This window comes from Afifella sp. YEN Y35 (assembly GCF_047553465.1).
In the GTDB taxonomy this organism is placed as follows: domain Bacteria; phylum Pseudomonadota; class Alphaproteobacteria; order Rhizobiales; family Afifellaceae; genus Afifella; species Afifella aestuarii.
The window spans coordinates 327992-344135 of record NZ_CP180203.1; the positions used below are offsets into that span (position 1 = coordinate 327992).

Here is a 16144-nt window from a genome sequence, read left to right on the forward strand (position 1 = left end):
CATGCCCAAACAACGGATCATCTTCATTACTGGATCGACCGATGGCCTGGGCCGCCGGGTTGCCGAGCGGCTGACGACGTCGGGCGTCCATATTGTCCTGCACGGTCGCGACGTCGATCGCGGGCAGGCCGTGGCCGCATCGATCGCGAAGGGCGGCGGCAGCGCCAGTTTCCATCGTGCCGATTACGCGTCGCTTTCCGATGTGGTTGCGCTCGCCGACGCCGTCACGCGGACGCATGCGCATCTGGATGCGCTGGTCAATAATGCAGGCATCGCCGACTTTCACGGTCCCCGCAGGGAAAGCCGCGACGGAATCGAACTGAACTTCGCCGTCAACTACCTCGCGCCATTCCTGCTGACACATCTGCTGAAACCGATCCTTGGCGTCGAGCGACCGTCCCGGATCATCAACGTTGCCGCTGCGGGACAGATGCCGATCGACTTCGACAACGTCATGCTGGAGCGCAACTATGACGGACGCAGAGCCTGCGCTCAGAGTAAGCTCGCCAACATCATGCATGCCTTCGATCTGGCACGGGAACTCGATCCGGCCAGGGTCACCGCCAACGCCCTGCATCCGGCCACATTCATGGACACAGGCATGGTGCGCGCGACGGGAATCAGGCCCGTGAATTCGGTCGAGACCGGTGCCGATGCGATCCTGGCCCTCCTGATGCGGCCGGATCTGGCGGGAACGTCCGGCCTCTACTTCGACGGACAGCAGGACGCGCGAGCCAACCCGCAGGCTTATGACACCGACGCCCGCCGGCGGCTTCGGACCCTGAGCATTGGACTGATAGAAAAGGCGCTCGGCTCTTCGCTGAACGAGATTGCAAGACCGCAGAACCCGAGACCGCAGAACCAAGGGAGCGCGCGCGATTCTGGCTGACCGCCGCATTCCCATTTGCTGTCACTTCTTTCCGCCTGTCTCGGCGGAGGAACGGCAGGCTATCGGAGGGTCTGCGGCAGAACTTCGGGCATCTCGCACCAGACGAACTGCGCTGAAACGGCTGCGCCCTACAGCACACGCCGAAGGTGAGACACAGGGGTTGGCCGGTCATCGGCGACGATCGGCGGCACATAGGCTGTTTTCGGCGGCAATCAGCGGGAAATGGCGGAGGGGCAGGGATTCGAACCCTGGGTACGCTCACGCGCACAACGGTTTTCGAGACCGCCCCGTTCGACCGCTCCGGCACCCCTCCGCGGGCGCTGAAATTCGAGGCGCCGCGTATCTACGCATGCATGATGCGTCTGACAAGGGTGTCGGAAAGATTTCCTGGAAAAGTGCAAGCCTGTCGCAAGATCGGCCGTTTTCGTGACAGCGTTTCGGGCCGATTGGGCGGCTTCGGGGGCGTTCCTAAGCGGTGTTTGATTGGGCGCCCAGAGCGGCGCTCGCGAAGAGACGCTTAGGCGCTCAATGGGGAGCGTCCGGCGCGTCCTGCAGTGGGGGGAGGTCGGAAGGCTTGCCGAAAGGTGGGATCACAGGGAGCGTCGAGCGAGGATGTTTCGCGGGGGCTCCGAAGGAGGAGCCTCGCGGGGCCGCTCGGAGGGGATACGCAACGGCGCAGCGAGGGCTGTCTTCAGGTGCCGGCGGCCTTGACTTTCGGGGCTCGCTGATCTTTATGCGGCTGAAATCGGCGTGGGCTCTGCCCGGCGCCGTTTTGCTTTGGCCGCAAGCGGCCCCATATCAACCGGTTCAGACTGAACAAAAAGCCGATCCGGCGGGCCACCGCCAGGACGGGAATTGAGGACGAAATGTTCGCAGTCATCAAAACCGGCGGCAAGCAATATCGCGTTGCCGCCGATACGCTTCTGGAAGTCGAAAAGCTCGCAGGCGAAGCCGGCGACACGGTCACCTTCGAAGAGGTGCTCATGGTCGGCGGCGAGGGCGATCCGAAGATCGGTTCGCCGTTTGTCGGCGGCGCCGCCGTCACCGCGGAAATCGTGGAGCATACGCGCGGCCGCAAGGTCATCATCTTCAAGAAGCGCCGGCGGCAGAATTCGCGCCGCAAGAACGGCCATCGCCAGGATTACACGCTCATCCGCGTGACCGACATCCTGACCGACGGCAAGAAGCCTTCGAAGGCGAAGAAGGCGGCGCCGAAGGACGAGGCGAAGCCGGCCGAGACGAAGGCGGACGCCCCGGCGGAGACGAAGGCCGAGGCGAAAGCGGCCGAAAAGGCGGAAGCCAAGAAGCCTGCCAAGGACGCCGAGACGGACGGAGCCGTCTTCGAGGCGCCGGCGGGCGAGCCGGACGACCTGAAGAAGCTGAGCGGCGTCGGCCCGGCCATGGAAAAGAAGCTGAATGCGGCCGGCGTCACGCGCTACGACCAGATCGCCGGCTTTTCGAAGGACGACCTTCAGAAGCTGGACGAGGCTCTGAAGCTCAAGGGCAAGGCCGAAAACGAGGATTGGGTCGCGCAGGCCAAGACCCTCGCTGACGAATCGAAGGAGAAGTAACCATGGCGCACAAAAAAGCAGGCGGCTCTTCGAGAAACGGCCGCGATACCGCTGGCCGGCGCCTCGGCGTCAAGAAGTTCGGCGGCGAAGCGGTCGTCTCCGGCAACATCATCGTTCGCCAGCGCGGCACGCAGTGGCATCCGGGCCAGAATGTCGGGCTTGGCAAGGACCACACGATCTTCGCGCTGACCGACGGACGCGTGGAATTCCACAAGGGCCTCAAGGGGCGCACCTATATTTCGGTGCTGCCGCCGGTGGAGGCTGCCGAATAGCTGCGTTGCGACGCGGCCTCCCGCCGATCCAGCGCAAGTGATGAAGGGGAAGCGGGCGACCGCTTCCCCTTTTCGATTCGGGCCCGTTTTCGATTCGGGGTCCTGTTGTCGCGGATCGTCCGTGCCTGGCGCTGCCGGGCAGGGGGCGCCCGCCGGCCTTTGCCGAAATCTCAGAAGAGGCCGCAAGGTTTTTGGCCCGCAAGGTTGACGAGACGATGCATTCACCGCTCAGCGATTTGACCACCGACCGGCTCGTTCTGACGCCGAAACGCACCCGTCATCTCGCCACACTCGATCACCTCAAGAACGATTGGGAGGTGGTGCGCATGCTGGCGATGCCGGCCTGGCCGTTCGTGCAGCGCTCGGATCAGGTGGAACTGGACGAGGGTTTTCATCATCTCACGATGCTCTGCGGCAAACAGATCGTCGGCGAGGTGACGGTGAAGCGCGCCGGATCGGGCACGCCGCCGCGCAAGATGCCGCGGCTCGGCTATTTCGTCGGCCGCCCGTTCTGGGGGCGCGGCTATGCGACGGAAGCACTCGCCGCGACGGTGGCGGCGATCTTCGATCGACCCGGTTTCGGCGGCGATGCGCCGGCCGAGCGTGTGGGGGCGGGTGTCTTCGTCGACAATCCCGCCTCGCGCCGGGTTCTGGAAAAGCTCGGCTTTACGAAGGCGGGCGGCTATTCGCTCTATTGCCGGGCCCGCGACAGTGACGTCGATGTCGACGACATGCAGGTGACCCGGTCCGAATTTGCGGCCGTTGGAGGCAGAACGCCATGAAGTTTCTCGACCAGGCGAAGGTCTATCTGCGCTCCGGCGACGGCGGTTCGGGATCCGTCTCGTTCCGGCGCGAAAAGTTCATCGAATTCGGCGGGCCGGACGGCGGCGACGGCGGACGCGGTGGCGATGTCTGGCTGGAGGCGGTCGACGGGCTCAACACGCTCATCGACTATCGCTACCAGCAGCATTTCAAGGCGGAGCGCGGCGGCCACGGCATGGGGCGCAACCGCACCGGCGCCGGCGGCAAGGACGTGGTCTTGAAAGTGCCGGTCGGCACGCAGGTCTTTGCCGAAGACAACGAGACGATTCTCGCCGACCTCGACCATGTCGGCGAGCGGGTGAAGCTTCTCCATGGCGGCAATGGCGGCTTCGGCAACATCCATTTCAAGAGCTCTATCAACCAGGCGCCGCGGCGCGCCAATCCCGGCCAGGAAGGCCAGGAGATGTGGGTGTGGCTGCGCCTGAAGCTGATTGCCGATATCGGGCTCGTCGGTCTGCCGAACGCCGGCAAATCGACGTTTCTCGCCCGCGTTTCGGCGGCAAAGCCGAAGATCGCCGATTATCCCTTCACGACGCTGCACCCCAATCTCGGCGTCGTGCGCCACAAGGGCGGCGAATTCGTGCTCGCAGACATTCCGGGCCTGATCGAAGGCGCGCATGACGGGGCGGGGATCGGCGACCGGTTCTTAGGCCATATCGAACGCTGCCGGGCGCTTCTGCATCTCGTCGATGCCTCGGGCGATCCCGCGGCCGCTTATCGCACGGTGCGCGAAGAACTCAACGCCTACGGCCACGGTCTTGCCGAAAAGCCGGTCATTGTCGCGCTGTCGCGCGTCGACCTTCTCGACGACGATGCGCGGGAGGTGGCGATTTCGGAGATTGTCGACGCGTCGGGTAAAGAGCCGTTCCTGGTGTCTGCCGGGACGGGCGAAGGCGTCTCGGAGGTTCTCGACGCCTGCCTTGCGGCGCTGCCGCGCGGCGGCAAGAAGGAGGCGGAAGAGGACGGCGAATGGACGCCGCTCTCATGAGGCGCGTTCTTTGATGACACGGGTTTTGCCCGGCGCGGGAGCGTGGGCAAGCGTCGGCGGGTCCAGCTGCGGTGCCGGGAGCCGGGCGAGGGGGCAATGAGAAAACTATCGGGTTACAGGCGCATCGTCGTCAAAGTGGGCTCCGCCCTTCTGGTGGAGCGCGGCGGCGGTGTGCGCCGCGACTGGCTCGGTTCGCTGGTCGCCGATCTCGCCGCTTTGCGCCAGGAGGGGGCGGAATGCCTCGTCGTCTCGTCCGGGGCGATCGCGCTCGGGCGGGGGCGGCTTTCCCTCAACGGCCGGCGTTTCAAGCTGGAAGAGGCGCAAGCCGCGGCGGCCGTCGGCCAGATCGCGCTTGCAAAGGCCTGGGCGGAGGAGCTGCAGACGCGCGAGATCCATGCCGCGCAGGTGCTCCTGACGTTGGGCGACACCGAAGAGCGGCGGCGCTATCTCAATGCGCGCGCCACTTTGACGACGCTTCTCGGCATGGGCGTCGTGCCGGTCGTCAACGAGAACGACACGGTCGCGACGACCGAAATCCGCTACGGCGACAACGACCGGCTGGCGGCGCGTGTCGCGGCCATGGTCGGAGCCGATCTTCTGGTGCTCTTGTCGGATGTCGACGGGCTTTACTCGGCCCCTCCGGCGCAGGACGCCAATGCCCGTCTCATTCCCGAGGTGACGGCGATCACGCCCGAGATCGAGGCGATGGCAGGCGACGCCGGCTCGGAATTGTCGCGCGGCGGTATGCGCACCAAGGTCGAGGCGGCGAAGATCGCGGTCGCGGCCGGCGCCGCCATGGTGATCGGCTCCGGCCATCACCTCAATCCGCTGACGCGCATCGACAGCGGGGCGCCCGTCACCTGGTTCCGGCCGCAGACGACGCCCGCCACGGCGCGAAAAGCCTGGATTGCCGGGCATCTGGAGCCAAAGGGCTCGCTCAGCCTGGATGCGGGCGCGGTGAAGGCTCTCAGGGCGGGGCGGTCGCTGCTGCCGCCGGGCGTCAGCGGCTTTTCCGGTCATTTCGCCCGTGGCGATACGGTGCTTCTCGTCGATCCTGAGGGGATCGAGATCGGCCGCGGCATCGTCGGTTACGATGCCGACGAGGCGGCACAGATCATCGGGCACCAATCCAAGGAAATTTCAGAGATTCTCGGCTATGTGCGGCGCTCGGCGATCGTCCATCACGACGATCTCGTGCTCCGAGAGACGTGAGCGGCCGACGAGCGAAGGGGATACGGGGGCCGACGTGTGTCACTTGCGGGCAAGGGTTGTTGGGATATGGTTCTGTAGGACTTGTTGGAGGGACGAATGGCCGAACGAAAGGCAGCCCTGAAGCGTGCGCCCGATCGACCCGAATTGCGCGCGCGCTTGGAGCAAGCGAAGAATGTCGTGATGACGGATGAACAAATTCTCGAGCAGAGGGCCAGTTTCGCCTACGGGAATGCGCCACGAGGATCTCGAATAACCAAGGAATCCGCCAAGGAGGCGGCCGGACATATTCGGATCCGAAACCCCGCCTGACGAAGTGGTTCGGCTTCCAGTCGAGGTCGATGATATGCTGGTCCTGGAAGAAGAGAACGGCGATCTGTACGTGCGGATGCAGGAGCAAAATCTTCTGCGTCAGTACGACTACATGACAAACTGCGTGGAGATCGGGCTGCAGCAGGGACGTGCCTTCGACAAGTACATGTTGTGGGTGCTCAACCATATCGCGGTTGCCAACATCTCGGCATTCGGCGGGCGCTATCGGGAGGAGCCCATCTACGTTGGCGACCACAAGCCCCCGCATTTCAAAGATGTCGGCGATTGGATGGACCGTTTCATCTCCAACGTGCATGAAAACTGGTACATTTGGAGCCCGACCGAACTCGCCGCATACGGGTTATGGCGTTTGAACTGGATACACCCCTTCGTCGAGGGCAACGGCAGAACCGCGCGCGCGGCCAGCTACTATCTTCTTTGCGTCCGCGCGGGGGCTTTGCTGCCAGGCCGGAAGATCCTCCCAGAACGCATCCGCGAGGACCGACGCGGGTATGAAGACGCTTTAGCCGCAGCCGATCAAGCTTGGGAAAACGGCCATCTCGATTTCACCGAGATGGAAGATTATCTGGCTGCGCTGGTGCAGGCGCAGCTGGAGGACGAGGGCCTGCCCTATCAGCGATAAGGCTCTGCACCTTGCCCCTGTTGCGCCTTGCTCCTCTTGCGCCTGCCGCGCTAACAGCACTTGTTCCCCTCCGAAAACGTGGAGACGAAGATGGTTTTCGCAGCCCTGCGACAGAACAACGACGCCGCTGCCTTGATGGCTGAGATGGGCATTCGTGCCCGTGCGGCTTCGCGACCGCTGGGGCTTGCGACGACGGAGGAGAAGAATACGGCGCTTCGTGCGATGGCGGATGCCGTACGCGGACGGGCCGATGAGATTCTCGAGGCGAATGCGCGCGACATGCAGCGCGGCGAGGCGGACGGGCTCGCGCCGGCGATGCTGGACCGGCTGAAGCTCGATGCGGCGCGCATCGAGGCGATCGCGAAAAGCCTTGAAGAGGTGGCGGCGCTGCCCGATCCGATCGGCGACGTGATCGCCTCCTGGGAGCGGCCGAACGGGCTCAAGATTTCGCGCGTGCGCACGCCGCTCGGCGTCATCGGCGTGATCTATGAAAGCCGCCCGAACGTGACCGCCGATGCGGGCGCACTCTGCCTCAAGGCGGGCAATGCCGTCATCTTGCGCGGGGGCTCGGATTCGCTCGAGAGTTCTTCGGCGATCCATGCCTGCCTCAGCGAGGGGCTGCGCGTCGCCGGGCTGCCGGAGGATGCGATCCAGCTCGTGCCGCTGCGCGACCGTGCGGCCGTCGGCGAAATGCTTGCAGGCCTTGCCGGCAATCTCGACGTCATCGTGCCGCGCGGCGGGCGCAGCCTGGTGGAGCGGGTGCAGAAGGAGGCGCGCGTGCCGGTCTTCGCGCATCTGGAAGGCGTCTGCCACGTCTATGTGCATGAAGCGGCAGACCTGCAGATGGCGGTGGACGTGACCGTCAATTCCAAGCTCCGGCGCACGGGCATTTGCGGGGCGGCGGAGACGCTGCTCGTCGACCAGGCCGTTGCCAAGACGCATCTCGAGCCGATCCTGTCGGCGCTCTCCATGGGCGGCTGCGAGATCCGCGGCGACGAGAGCGTGCGGGCGCTCTTCCCGCAGGCCCATGCGGCGAGCGAGGAGGACTGGCCGAAGGAATATCTCGACAAGATCATCGCCGTGAAGGTGGTGGACGGCGTCGAAGCGGCGAGCGAGCACATCGCCCGCTACGGGTCCGGGCATACGGAGACGATCATCACGCAGGATGAGGCGGCTGCCCGCCGTTTCATGGCGCTCGTCGATTCCGCCATCGTGCTGCACAACGCCTCCACCCAATTCGCCGATGGCGGCGAATTCGGCATGGGGGCGGAGATCGGCATCGCGACGGGGCGGATGCATGCGCGCGGGCCCGTCGGCGTGGAGCAGCTGACGAGCTTCAAATACTGCGTTTATGGCAGCGGCCAGACACGGCCCTAGGCGCGAGGCGCAACGATCTCCCGTTCGATCCATATCGCCCGCGACAGCCGGATTTACGAGGGCCTCCCGCCGCATGGGCGGGGGCAGCGGATCGGGCTTTACGGCGGCTCGTTCAATCCGCCGCATATCGGGCACCGGCAGGTGGCGCTCCGCGCGCTGCGGCTTTTGCAGCTCGATCAGGTGTGGTGGCTGGTGACGCCGGGCAATCCGTTGAAGGCGCCGCATGGCTTAAAGCCGCTGCGGGAGCGCCTGGAAGCGACGGCGCGGATTGCGAGCCATCCGCGCTTCAAGGTGACGGCGATCGAAAACCGCTGGCGCATCCGCTTCACGGCCGACCTCGTGACGCGACTTGCGGTGCGCGAGCCGGCGACGCGTTTCGTCTGGATCATGGGCGGCGACAATCTCCAGAACTTTCACCTGTGGGAAAGCTGGCAGGAGATCGCTGCGAGCGTGCCGATCGCCATCGTGCCGCGACCGGGGTCTTTGAGTGCGCCGCTGGCCGCGCCGGCGGCGCGGGCGCTTGCGCCTTATCGCCAGGGCAACGAATCGGCGGCCTGCCTCGCCGACCTGAGAGCGCCCGCCTTCGTCGTCCTGCCTGGTCCGCGCACACCGGTTTCGTCGACGGCGCTGCGGGCCGCGAGCGGCTGACTTGCACTAAGGCTATGCCAGAAAGCGCGATTTTTCGCGTCACATCGTCCATGACAGGCCTCTTCCGGAGAGATTGGACTTGAAACCGTCATGGTGTCGTTTCTATCTTTAAGGGGTGACACAACGTCACCGTAGGCATGTGGCTTACTTTGGCCCCGCCTATTCACGGCAGGAAGGAAAGAGGATCTTACTCCTGACTACTAGCCAGAGCGAGGCGAGCATTCCGATGTTTGCGCCTCACGCGTCTCATGCCGGCGCCAACCTTATAGCGGCGGATGAGCTGAAAACCGTCCTCTCGAGCCTGGATGATGCGAAGGCCGAGGATGTTGTGACCATCGACATCGCCGGGAAATCCGCGCTGGGGGATCACATGGTGGTCGCCTCGGGGCGCTCGCATCGCCATGTCGGCGCCATCGCCGAAAGGGTGATCAGCGAGCTCAAGGGCCTCGGCCATAACATTCCCCGCGTCGAAGGGCTGCCCCATTGCGACTGGGTGCTGATCGATACCGGGGACGTGATCGTCCATGTCTTCCGTCCGGAAGTGCGCGAGTTCTACAATCTGGAAAAGATGTGGTCGGCGGAGCCCTATGCGGAGCGCCGCGTCCAGGGCTGAGTAGGCCGGGTTACACGCGTTGCAGATCCTTGTTCTCGCGGTCGGCCGGATGAAGGCCGGACCGGAAGCCGAGCTTGCGGCCCGCTATCTCGAGCGGGTCGGCAAAGCCGGCCGGTCGGTCGGCATCAGCGGGATCAGCGTGCGCGAAATTGCCGAATCCTCCGCCTCGAGGGCAGACGACCGCAAGGCGGAGGAGGCCGCGGGCCTCAAAAAGCTTGCGGCCGGATACCCGATCGTCGCGCTCGACGAGACGGGCCGCAATCTCTCATCGGAAGATTTTGCCGGGCTCATCGGCGGCGAGGCGGAGAAGGGCGTTTCCGGCCTTTGTCTCGTGATCGGCGGGCCGGACGGGCTCGATCCGGGCCTGCGCCAGGAGGCGATCGCGGCCATCGCCTTCGGGCGGACGACATGGCCGCACAAGCTCGCCCGTGCCATGCTCGCCGAGCAGGTCTACCGGGCCGTCACCATCTTGAGCGGGCATCCTTATCACCGGGCATGAGAGGTCACCGGGCATGAGAGGCCACCGGGCGTGAGGGGCCACCGGGCATGAGTGGCCGGGGCGTGTGAAAGACGCCTGCGAGAACGCACTTGACCGGACGGGCGTGCGTGGGTGTCTCTCCAAAAGGCGTGGCGCAAGGCCTTGATCGACTGGCATCGTGAGACGGTGACGAATCACTCTCCGACATATCGGGCGCGGATCCTGAGGAACGGCATTCGGGCGGCGGTGCTCGTCTGCGCCGGGCTGCCGCTCGCGTTCGGGCCGAGTTTCGCCACCGAGACGGAGCTGCCGGACGAGGCGGCGGTCGCGGACGAAGGTGTGACGGAGGGGGGCATGTCCCTGTCCGCGGAAGCCAGACGCCGGGCGCGGGCGGCCGAGCTCGAAGCGGTGCGGCGCTCGATCGAAGTCTCCAAAAAACGCCAGGAAGCGCTCCGCCGCGAGATCGAGACGGTGGAAGCCGATCGGGCGAAGCTCAGCAGCGAGCTGATTGCGACGGCGCAACGGCTGCGCCGGGCGGAAAACAGCATCCAGGAAACCGAGATCCGGCTCGACCGGCTGCAGGCCAACGAGGACGGGGTGCGGCAGTCGCTGGAAGCGCGGCGCGAAGTTCTGGGCGAAGTGCTTGCGGCCTTGCAGCGCATGGGCGGCACGCCGCCGCCGCCGATCCTGTCGCGGCCGGAGGATGCCTTGAAGGCGATCCGCGGATCGATCCTCGCCGGTGCCGTTCTGCCGGATATTCGCGTGGAGGCGGAGGCGCTCGCCGCCGATCTCGCCGAGCTCACACAGCTCAAGGCGCGCATCGAAGAAGAGCACGAGGATCTGAAGAAGCAGTACGCCACGCTCGGCGAGGAGCAGACGCGCATCAATCTGTTGATCGAATCGAAGAAAGAGCAGCGCCAAAGAACCGAGGCGGCACTCACCGACGAACAGAAGAAAGCGGCCGCGCTCGCCGAAGATGCGAGCGGGCTCGAAGACCTGATCGGCTCGCTGGAGAAAGAGGTGGAGGCCGCGGCCCGGGCCGCCGAAGAGGCGCGACGGGCGGAGGAAGCCGCCCGCAACAAGACGCCCGAAGAGGCGGCGCGCGATCTCCAGGATACGGCGCGCATGGCGCCGGCCGTGGAGTTCGACAAGGCGCGCGGGATTTTGCCGCTGCCGGCGGCGGGACCGATCCTGACGCATTTCGGCGAAAGGGACGAATTCGGGGCGCATGCCGGCGGGATTTCGATCGCCACACGCCCGGATGCGCGTGTTGTCTCACCCGCCGATGGCTGGGTCGTCTATGCGGGCCCCTTTCGCAGCTACGGGCAGGTCTTGATCCTGAACGTCGGGAGCGGATATCATGTTGTTCTGGCTGGGCTTGAGCACATAGATGTGGCACTTGGCCAGTTCGTGCTGGCTGGGGAGCCGGTCGCGGTTATGGGCGCGGAGCGGCTTGCAAGCCTAAGTGATATTGACCACACTTCCGCCCAGCCCGTTCTATATGTCGAGTTTCGCAAGGATGGACGGTCGATCGACCCGGATCCGTGGTGGGACCGGCGCGAGCAAAAAGAGGTTCGAGGATGATGCGTAAGATGGGCCTGCTGGCCGCAGGAGCGGTCGTTGGCGCGGTGGCCATGGGCGCTGTCGTGCAAGTCGGGCAGACCGGTTCGGCGACGGCCGCTTCCTCTGAAACCTACCGCCAACTCAACCTTTTCGGTGACGTCTTCGAACGGGTGCGCAGCGATTATGTCGAAGAGCCTTCGGAGAAGGATCTGATCGAATCGGCGATCGACGGCATGCTGACCTCGCTCGATCCGCATTCGAGCTATCTCGATCCGAAGAGCTTCCGCGACATGCAGGTGCAGACGCGCGGCGAATTCGGCGGGCTCGGCATCGAGGTGACGCAGGAGAACGACCTCATCAAGGTCGTGACGCCGATCGAAGATACGCCGGCCGACAAAGCGGGCGTGCGCGCCGGCGACGTGATCACGCATCTCGACGGCGAGCCGATCGCCGGTCTGTCGCTGCGTGAGGCCGTCGATCAGATGCGCGGTCCGGTGAATTCCCCGATCACGCTCACGGTCCGCCGCGAGGGCGTCGACAAGCCGCTCGAAATCAAGATCATCCGCGACATCATCCAGGTGCGGTCGGTCCGCGACCGCGCCGAGGACGATGTCGGCTATATCCGTATCACGCAGTTCAACGAGCAGACCGCCGACGGCCTCAACGACGCCTTCAGCGAGCTGAAGAAGGAAATCGGCAAGGACAAGCTCAAGGGCTATATCCTCGATCTGCGCAACAATCCGGGCGGGCTTCTCGACCAGGCGATCGCCGTCTCCGACGATTTCCTCGACAAGGGCGAGATCGTCTCCACGCGCGGCCGCAAGGAAGACGACGTGCAGCGCGCGACGGCGCGGGCCGGCGACAAGGCCGACGGCAAGCCGGTCATCGTTCTCGTCAACGGCGCTTCCGCTTCGGCTTCGGAGATCGTGGCCGGTGCGCTGCAGGACCACCGCCGCGCGACGATCGTCGGCACGCGCTCCTTCGGCAAAGGCTCGGTGCAGACGATCATTCCGCTTGGCCGCAACGGTGCTATCCGGCTGACGACGGCGCGCTACTACACGCCTTCGGGCCGCTCGATCCAGGCGAAGGGCATCGAGCCGGACATCGAGGTCGTGCAGGAGCTGCCGGAAGAGCTGAAGGGCAGCGAGGAAGCGACGGGCGAGGCCAATCTGCGCGGCCATCTGTCGAGCGAGGACGGCGAGGAGGAGAAGGTCTCCGCGGCGTCGGCCTATGTCCCGGCGGACGCCAAGGACGACAAGCAGCTGCAATATGCGCTCGATCTTCTGCGCGGCATCCAGGTCAACAACCGGTTTCCGGCAGACCCGTCACAGGGTATACCTAACTGACGAATCAGCGGGGCATTTCGCCCCGCTGCATGAGCCAGCCGACGGGAATCGATGGCGGCCGATGAGCTCAATGCACCTTTGAAACGCCCGGCGCGGCCGGTCCGAAAAGGACGGCTGCGCTGGCTTTTCTATGTTCCGCTCGTTCTCGCCGGGGTGGTGTTCGTCACCGCCTTGATGTGGACGGCGCTCGTCGATGATCCCGATGGGGGACGCGCCGTCGCGGTCGCCGAAGTGAAGGGCGCAGGACCCGAGACGACGGGCAGCATCGACAAGACTTCCGTCGCGAATGCGCGCCGTCAGGCGCTTGCGGCGCCCGGCTGGGAGATGGAGGCGGGCGTGAACGCCCCGTCCGATATGGGCTCGCTCTTTCCCGCCTCCGCGGAACCGGAGGCAGCGCCTTCTTCCGAGCCGCAAACGGATTTCGAGCGCATGCAGGCGGCCTTGCAGCAGGCGCCGTCGAGCACCGCCTTCTTCGCCGGCGCGCCGCTTCCGGAATTGCAGGAAAGCTCCGCCTACGGGCCGCTGCCGCGCATCGGCGACGATGGCACGCTGCCGCGCGAAGCCTATGCGCGCCCGGCCTATCTGGCGCCCGACCAGCCGCATATCGCCATCGTCGTCGGCGGGCTCGGCATCAGCCAGACGGGCACGCAGCGCGCCATCCGGGCCCTGCCGAGCGACGTCACCTTCGCCTTCGCCGCGACCGGATCGAGCCTCAATCGCTGGGCCGGCGATGCGCGCGCCGACGGCCATGAAATCCTGCTGCAGGCGCCGATGGAGCCTTTCGGCTATCCGAGCACCGATCCGGGCGAGCATACGCTCCTCGTCAGTGCGAAAAGCGGGGCGAATGCCGACAGTCTGGCGTGGATTTTGAGCCGGGCCGGTGGCTATACCGGCATCATGAACTATCTCGGCGGCCGGTTCACGGCCGAGGCGGATGCGATGCGGCCGCTTCTCGCCAATCTCGGCGAGCGCGGCCTTCTTTATGTCGACGACGGCAGTTCGGATCTGAGCGTTGCGGCGCGGCTCGGCCCGTCGCTCGGCACGCCCGTCGTGGTGGCCGACCGGATCATCGACGAGCAAAGGCAGCCGGCCCTGATTGCAAAGGCGCTCGACGATCTGGAGGCGATCGCGCGGCAGAAAGGGCGGGCCGTCGGCGTTGCCTCGGCCTTCCCGTCGACGGTGTCCGCGCTGGCGGAATGGATCCCCGAGGCGGAGGCGCGCGGGATCGCGTTCGTGCCGGTGAGCGCTCTGGCGCAGCAAGAGGAATGAACGAAAAAATGTTGCATGAAACCGGCTTTGCGGAGCCGCTCGAGGGTTATCGTCCGTGCGTGGGCCTGGCCGTCTTCAATGCCGACGGGCTCGTTTTCGTCGGACGCAGGACCGGCGGCGAGGAGAGCGTTTCGTCCGGCTATGCCTGGCAGATGCCGCAAGGGGGCATGGACCCTGGAGAGACGCCGCTGGAGGCGGCCAAGCGCGAGCTCTACGAGGAGACGGCGATGCGCTCCGTGTCGCTTCTCGCCGAATCTCCGGTCTGGTGGCACTACGATCTGCCGGAAGAACTCTGTCGCTCCGCCTGGAAGGGGCGCTATCGCGGTCAGACGCAGAAATGGTTCGCCTTCCGCTTCGAGGGGGACGAAAGCGAGATCGACGTCGGTCCGCGCGACGGCCACAAGGCCGAATTCCTGAAATGGCGCTGGGAGCGTCTGCAGCGGACGCCGGAATTGATCGTGCCGTTCAAGCGCGACGTCTATGAGCGGGTCGCCTCAGCCTTTGCTGCTTTCGCCGCGGCCTGATCCCCGCAGCCGTCCGGGCTGGACGGCGTTCCCCGAACGATTGCTGGCGTGAAGCAAGGGACGAAGCTGCCGGGAGACCGGGAGCGGCGCCCGTGCCGCAATCCGGTGCCTCAGTCCGAGATGACCTTGACCATGCGGCCAGCGCCGAGGGGCTCGTCATCGGAGAGGCCGTTCAGGATGCGGAACAGCTCTTCGCTTCTTTCAACGCCCTTCATGCGGGTGGCGAGGCTCTGCACCGTGTCGCCCGGATTGGTGATGACGAGGTCGATCCTGAGCGGGCGCAGGCGCGCGACCTCCGCCGGGTCGAGCCGGTGGAAGCTTGCGAGCGTCTGCGACAAGGCCGCGTCGATGTCGCCGGAACCGCCGCGCTGGGCAAAGATGAAGCGATAGATGGACCTGCCGAGCCGGATCGCGCCGATGCGGAACTGCCAGTCGCCCGCGACGGCCGTGGCGACGGCGGCGGGAAGGCCGTTGACGGTGCGCGGCTCGATCGATCCTTCTTCCAGACCGTTGATCCAGCCGGAGGCGAGATAGGATTCAGGGCTCTGGTTTTCAGTGGCCTTCACGCCGTCGAAGCGCATCGCCGTATCGCGGCCTGCGGCGGCGAGAACCGCCTCGCGGGTGTTTTCCAGGCGGTATTGCGGGGGCACCTTGAAGCCGATCGCGAGGCGCGGATGCAGGAATTCGCGGCCGCGCACGAAGCCTTCCGAGGGATCGTCGCCGTAGACGAGGCCGTCGATCGCCTTGAGATAGGGAATGCGGCCCTGTTCGCCGACGCCCGGCGCACCGAACTGGCGGGCCGCCTTGACGACGAGCGCGCGCCGCTCAAGCGCCGCCGGATGCGACGACAGGAAGTTCTGCGCATCGTCCTTCTCGCCGCTCGCCGAGCGGAAGGCCGCATAGCGCTGCAATTTGTCGAGGAAGCGGGAGGCCGCGAAGGGGTCGTAACCGGCGCGGCCGGCGATCTGCACGCCGGCTCTGTCGGCCTCGGCCTCCTGATCGCGGGAGAAGCTCGCAAGCGTCATGCGCGAATTGAGACGCGCGGACTGCCCGGCCTTGGAATCGGAGAGGACGTCGGTTGCGACGCGTTCCACGAGCTCGCTCGTCTGGGCCTTCTGGGCGCGCGCAATGGCGTGCTTCAGGATCACATGCGCCATTTCGTGCGACAGGACGGCGGCGACCTCTGCGCGGTCGTCGGCAAGCGCGAGCAGGCCGCGGGTGACGTAGACATAGCCGCCGGGCAGCGCGAAGGCATTGGCGACGGGCGAGTTCAGAATGGTGACGCGATAGCTGCGGCCGGGCTCGTCGGAGGCTTCGACGAGGCGTTTGACGATCTGCTCGGTCTCGCGCTGCACGTCGGGATCGCTGTAGACGCCGCCATACTGGGCGAGGACGCGCTGATGCTCACGCGCGCCGATGGCGCTTTCGGCCGGCGACACCGTCGGACCCGGCTGAGGCAGAGCTGCGACCGGCTCGACACGGCCGAGCTGGCTCGGAGACGGTCCCAATTGGCAACCGCCGAGCAAGGCGACGACGAACAGAGAGAGCAACGACCTGCGCATACCAACGCCCATGCGCGTCTTTCGGTCGCAAATCAAGCTCTTGAACATCAGCCTTGGG

17 protein-coding genes and 1 tRNA gene are annotated in these 16144 nt (G+C 65.7%); 16 read left to right on the forward strand and 2 right to left on the reverse strand.

The window, feature by feature from the left end:
- The first annotated feature begins 1 nt into the window (after position 1).
- On the forward strand, positions 2-889 hold the full coding sequence (locus ACK8CP_RS01570) for an SDR family NAD(P)-dependent oxidoreductase (protein ID WP_414833125.1): 888 nt from the start codon (positions 2-4) through the stop codon (positions 887-889).
- A 223-nt stretch (positions 890-1112) separates the two neighbouring features.
- On the opposite strand, the gene ACK8CP_RS01575 is transcribed toward ACK8CP_RS01570, so the two are convergent.
- Positions 1113-1202 (reverse strand) — tRNA-Ser (locus tag ACK8CP_RS01575).
- 553 nt (positions 1203-1755) lie between these two features.
- On the opposite strand from ACK8CP_RS01575, the gene ACK8CP_RS01580 reads away from it, so the two are divergent.
- The 15 genes from ACK8CP_RS01580 to ACK8CP_RS01650 all read left to right on the forward strand — a co-directional run bounded on the left by ACK8CP_RS01580 (position 1756) and on the right by ACK8CP_RS01650 (position 14524).
- Positions 1756-2460, forward strand: a complete 705-nt coding sequence (locus tag ACK8CP_RS01580) for a 50S ribosomal protein L21 (RefSeq protein ID WP_414833126.1) — start codon at positions 1756-1758, stop codon at positions 2458-2460.
- 2 nt (positions 2461-2462) lie between these two features.
- Positions 2463-2732, forward strand: a complete 270-nt coding sequence (gene rpmA, locus ACK8CP_RS01585) for a 50S ribosomal protein L27 (protein WP_092810591.1) — start codon at positions 2463-2465, stop codon at positions 2730-2732.
- 215 nt (positions 2733-2947) lie between these two features.
- Positions 2948-3514, forward strand: coding sequence for a GNAT family N-acetyltransferase (locus ACK8CP_RS01590; protein WP_414833127.1), 567 nt, complete (start codon positions 2948-2950; stop codon positions 3512-3514).
- Positions 3511-4542 carry a GTPase ObgE gene (gene obgE, locus ACK8CP_RS01595; protein ID WP_414833128.1) on the forward strand — a complete coding sequence of 344 codons (1032 nt, stop codon included), beginning with the start codon at positions 3511-3513 and terminating at the stop codon, positions 4540-4542. The genes ACK8CP_RS01590 and obgE overlap by 4 nt, the downstream gene beginning before the upstream one ends.
- 96 nt (positions 4543-4638) lie before the next feature.
- The gene (gene proB, locus ACK8CP_RS01600; RefSeq protein ID WP_414833129.1) at positions 4639-5754 is read left to right on the forward strand and encodes a glutamate 5-kinase; all 1116 of its coding nucleotides are present in this window, start codon (positions 4639-4641) and stop codon (positions 5752-5754) included.
- A 96-nt stretch (positions 5755-5850) separates the two neighbouring features.
- On the forward strand, positions 5851-6063 hold the full coding sequence (locus tag ACK8CP_RS01605) for a hypothetical protein (protein WP_307154612.1): 213 nt from the start codon (positions 5851-5853) through the stop codon (positions 6061-6063).
- Positions 6064-6097: 34 nt separating this feature from the next.
- Positions 6098-6706: a Fic family protein gene (locus ACK8CP_RS01610; protein WP_261214561.1), complete on the forward strand. Its 609-nt coding sequence runs from the start codon at positions 6098-6100 to the stop codon at positions 6704-6706.
- Between the two features lie 90 nt (positions 6707-6796).
- Positions 6797-8083: a glutamate-5-semialdehyde dehydrogenase gene (locus tag ACK8CP_RS01615; protein WP_414833130.1), complete on the forward strand. Its 1287-nt coding sequence runs from the start codon at positions 6797-6799 to the stop codon at positions 8081-8083.
- 90 nt (positions 8084-8173) lie between these two features.
- On the forward strand, positions 8174-8731 hold the full coding sequence (locus ACK8CP_RS01620) for a nicotinate-nucleotide adenylyltransferase (protein ID WP_414834165.1): 558 nt from the start codon (positions 8174-8176) through the stop codon (positions 8729-8731).
- Positions 8732-8957: 226 nt separating this feature from the next.
- Positions 8958-9344 (forward strand): ribosome silencing factor, encoded by a 387-nt coding sequence (rsfS, locus tag ACK8CP_RS01625; RefSeq protein ID WP_092810605.1) that lies wholly within the window; start codon positions 8958-8960, stop codon positions 9342-9344.
- Between the two features lie 19 nt (positions 9345-9363).
- The gene (rlmH, locus tag ACK8CP_RS01630) at positions 9364-9843 is read left to right on the forward strand and encodes a 23S rRNA (pseudouridine(1915)-N(3))-methyltransferase RlmH (protein ID WP_414833131.1); all 480 of its coding nucleotides are present in this window, start codon (positions 9364-9366) and stop codon (positions 9841-9843) included.
- A 111-nt stretch (positions 9844-9954) separates the two neighbouring features.
- Entirely contained in the window at positions 9955-11406 is a 1452-nt protein-coding gene (locus tag ACK8CP_RS01635) for a murein hydrolase activator EnvC family protein (RefSeq protein WP_414833132.1), read from the forward strand.
- A complete protein-coding gene (locus ACK8CP_RS01640) occupies positions 11403-12731 on the forward strand; it encodes a S41 family peptidase (protein ID WP_234628645.1) in 1329 nt (442 codons plus the stop codon). Before ACK8CP_RS01635 ends, ACK8CP_RS01640 begins: the two co-directional genes overlap by 4 nt.
- 51 nt (positions 12732-12782) lie before the next feature.
- Positions 12783-14000: a divergent polysaccharide deacetylase family protein gene (locus ACK8CP_RS01645; protein WP_414833133.1), complete on the forward strand. Its 1218-nt coding sequence runs from the start codon at positions 12783-12785 to the stop codon at positions 13998-14000.
- A gap of 8 nt (positions 14001-14008) precedes the next feature.
- A complete protein-coding gene (locus tag ACK8CP_RS01650) occupies positions 14009-14524 on the forward strand; it encodes an RNA pyrophosphohydrolase (RefSeq protein WP_414833134.1) in 516 nt (171 codons plus the stop codon).
- Between the two features lie 110 nt (positions 14525-14634).
- On the opposite strand, the gene ACK8CP_RS01655 is transcribed toward ACK8CP_RS01650, so the two are convergent.
- Complete coding sequence (locus ACK8CP_RS01655) at positions 14635-16086, reverse strand: M48 family metalloprotease (RefSeq protein WP_234628642.1); 1452 nt, start codon at positions 16084-16086, stop codon at positions 14635-14637.
- Between the last annotated feature and the right edge of the window lie 58 nt (positions 16087-16144).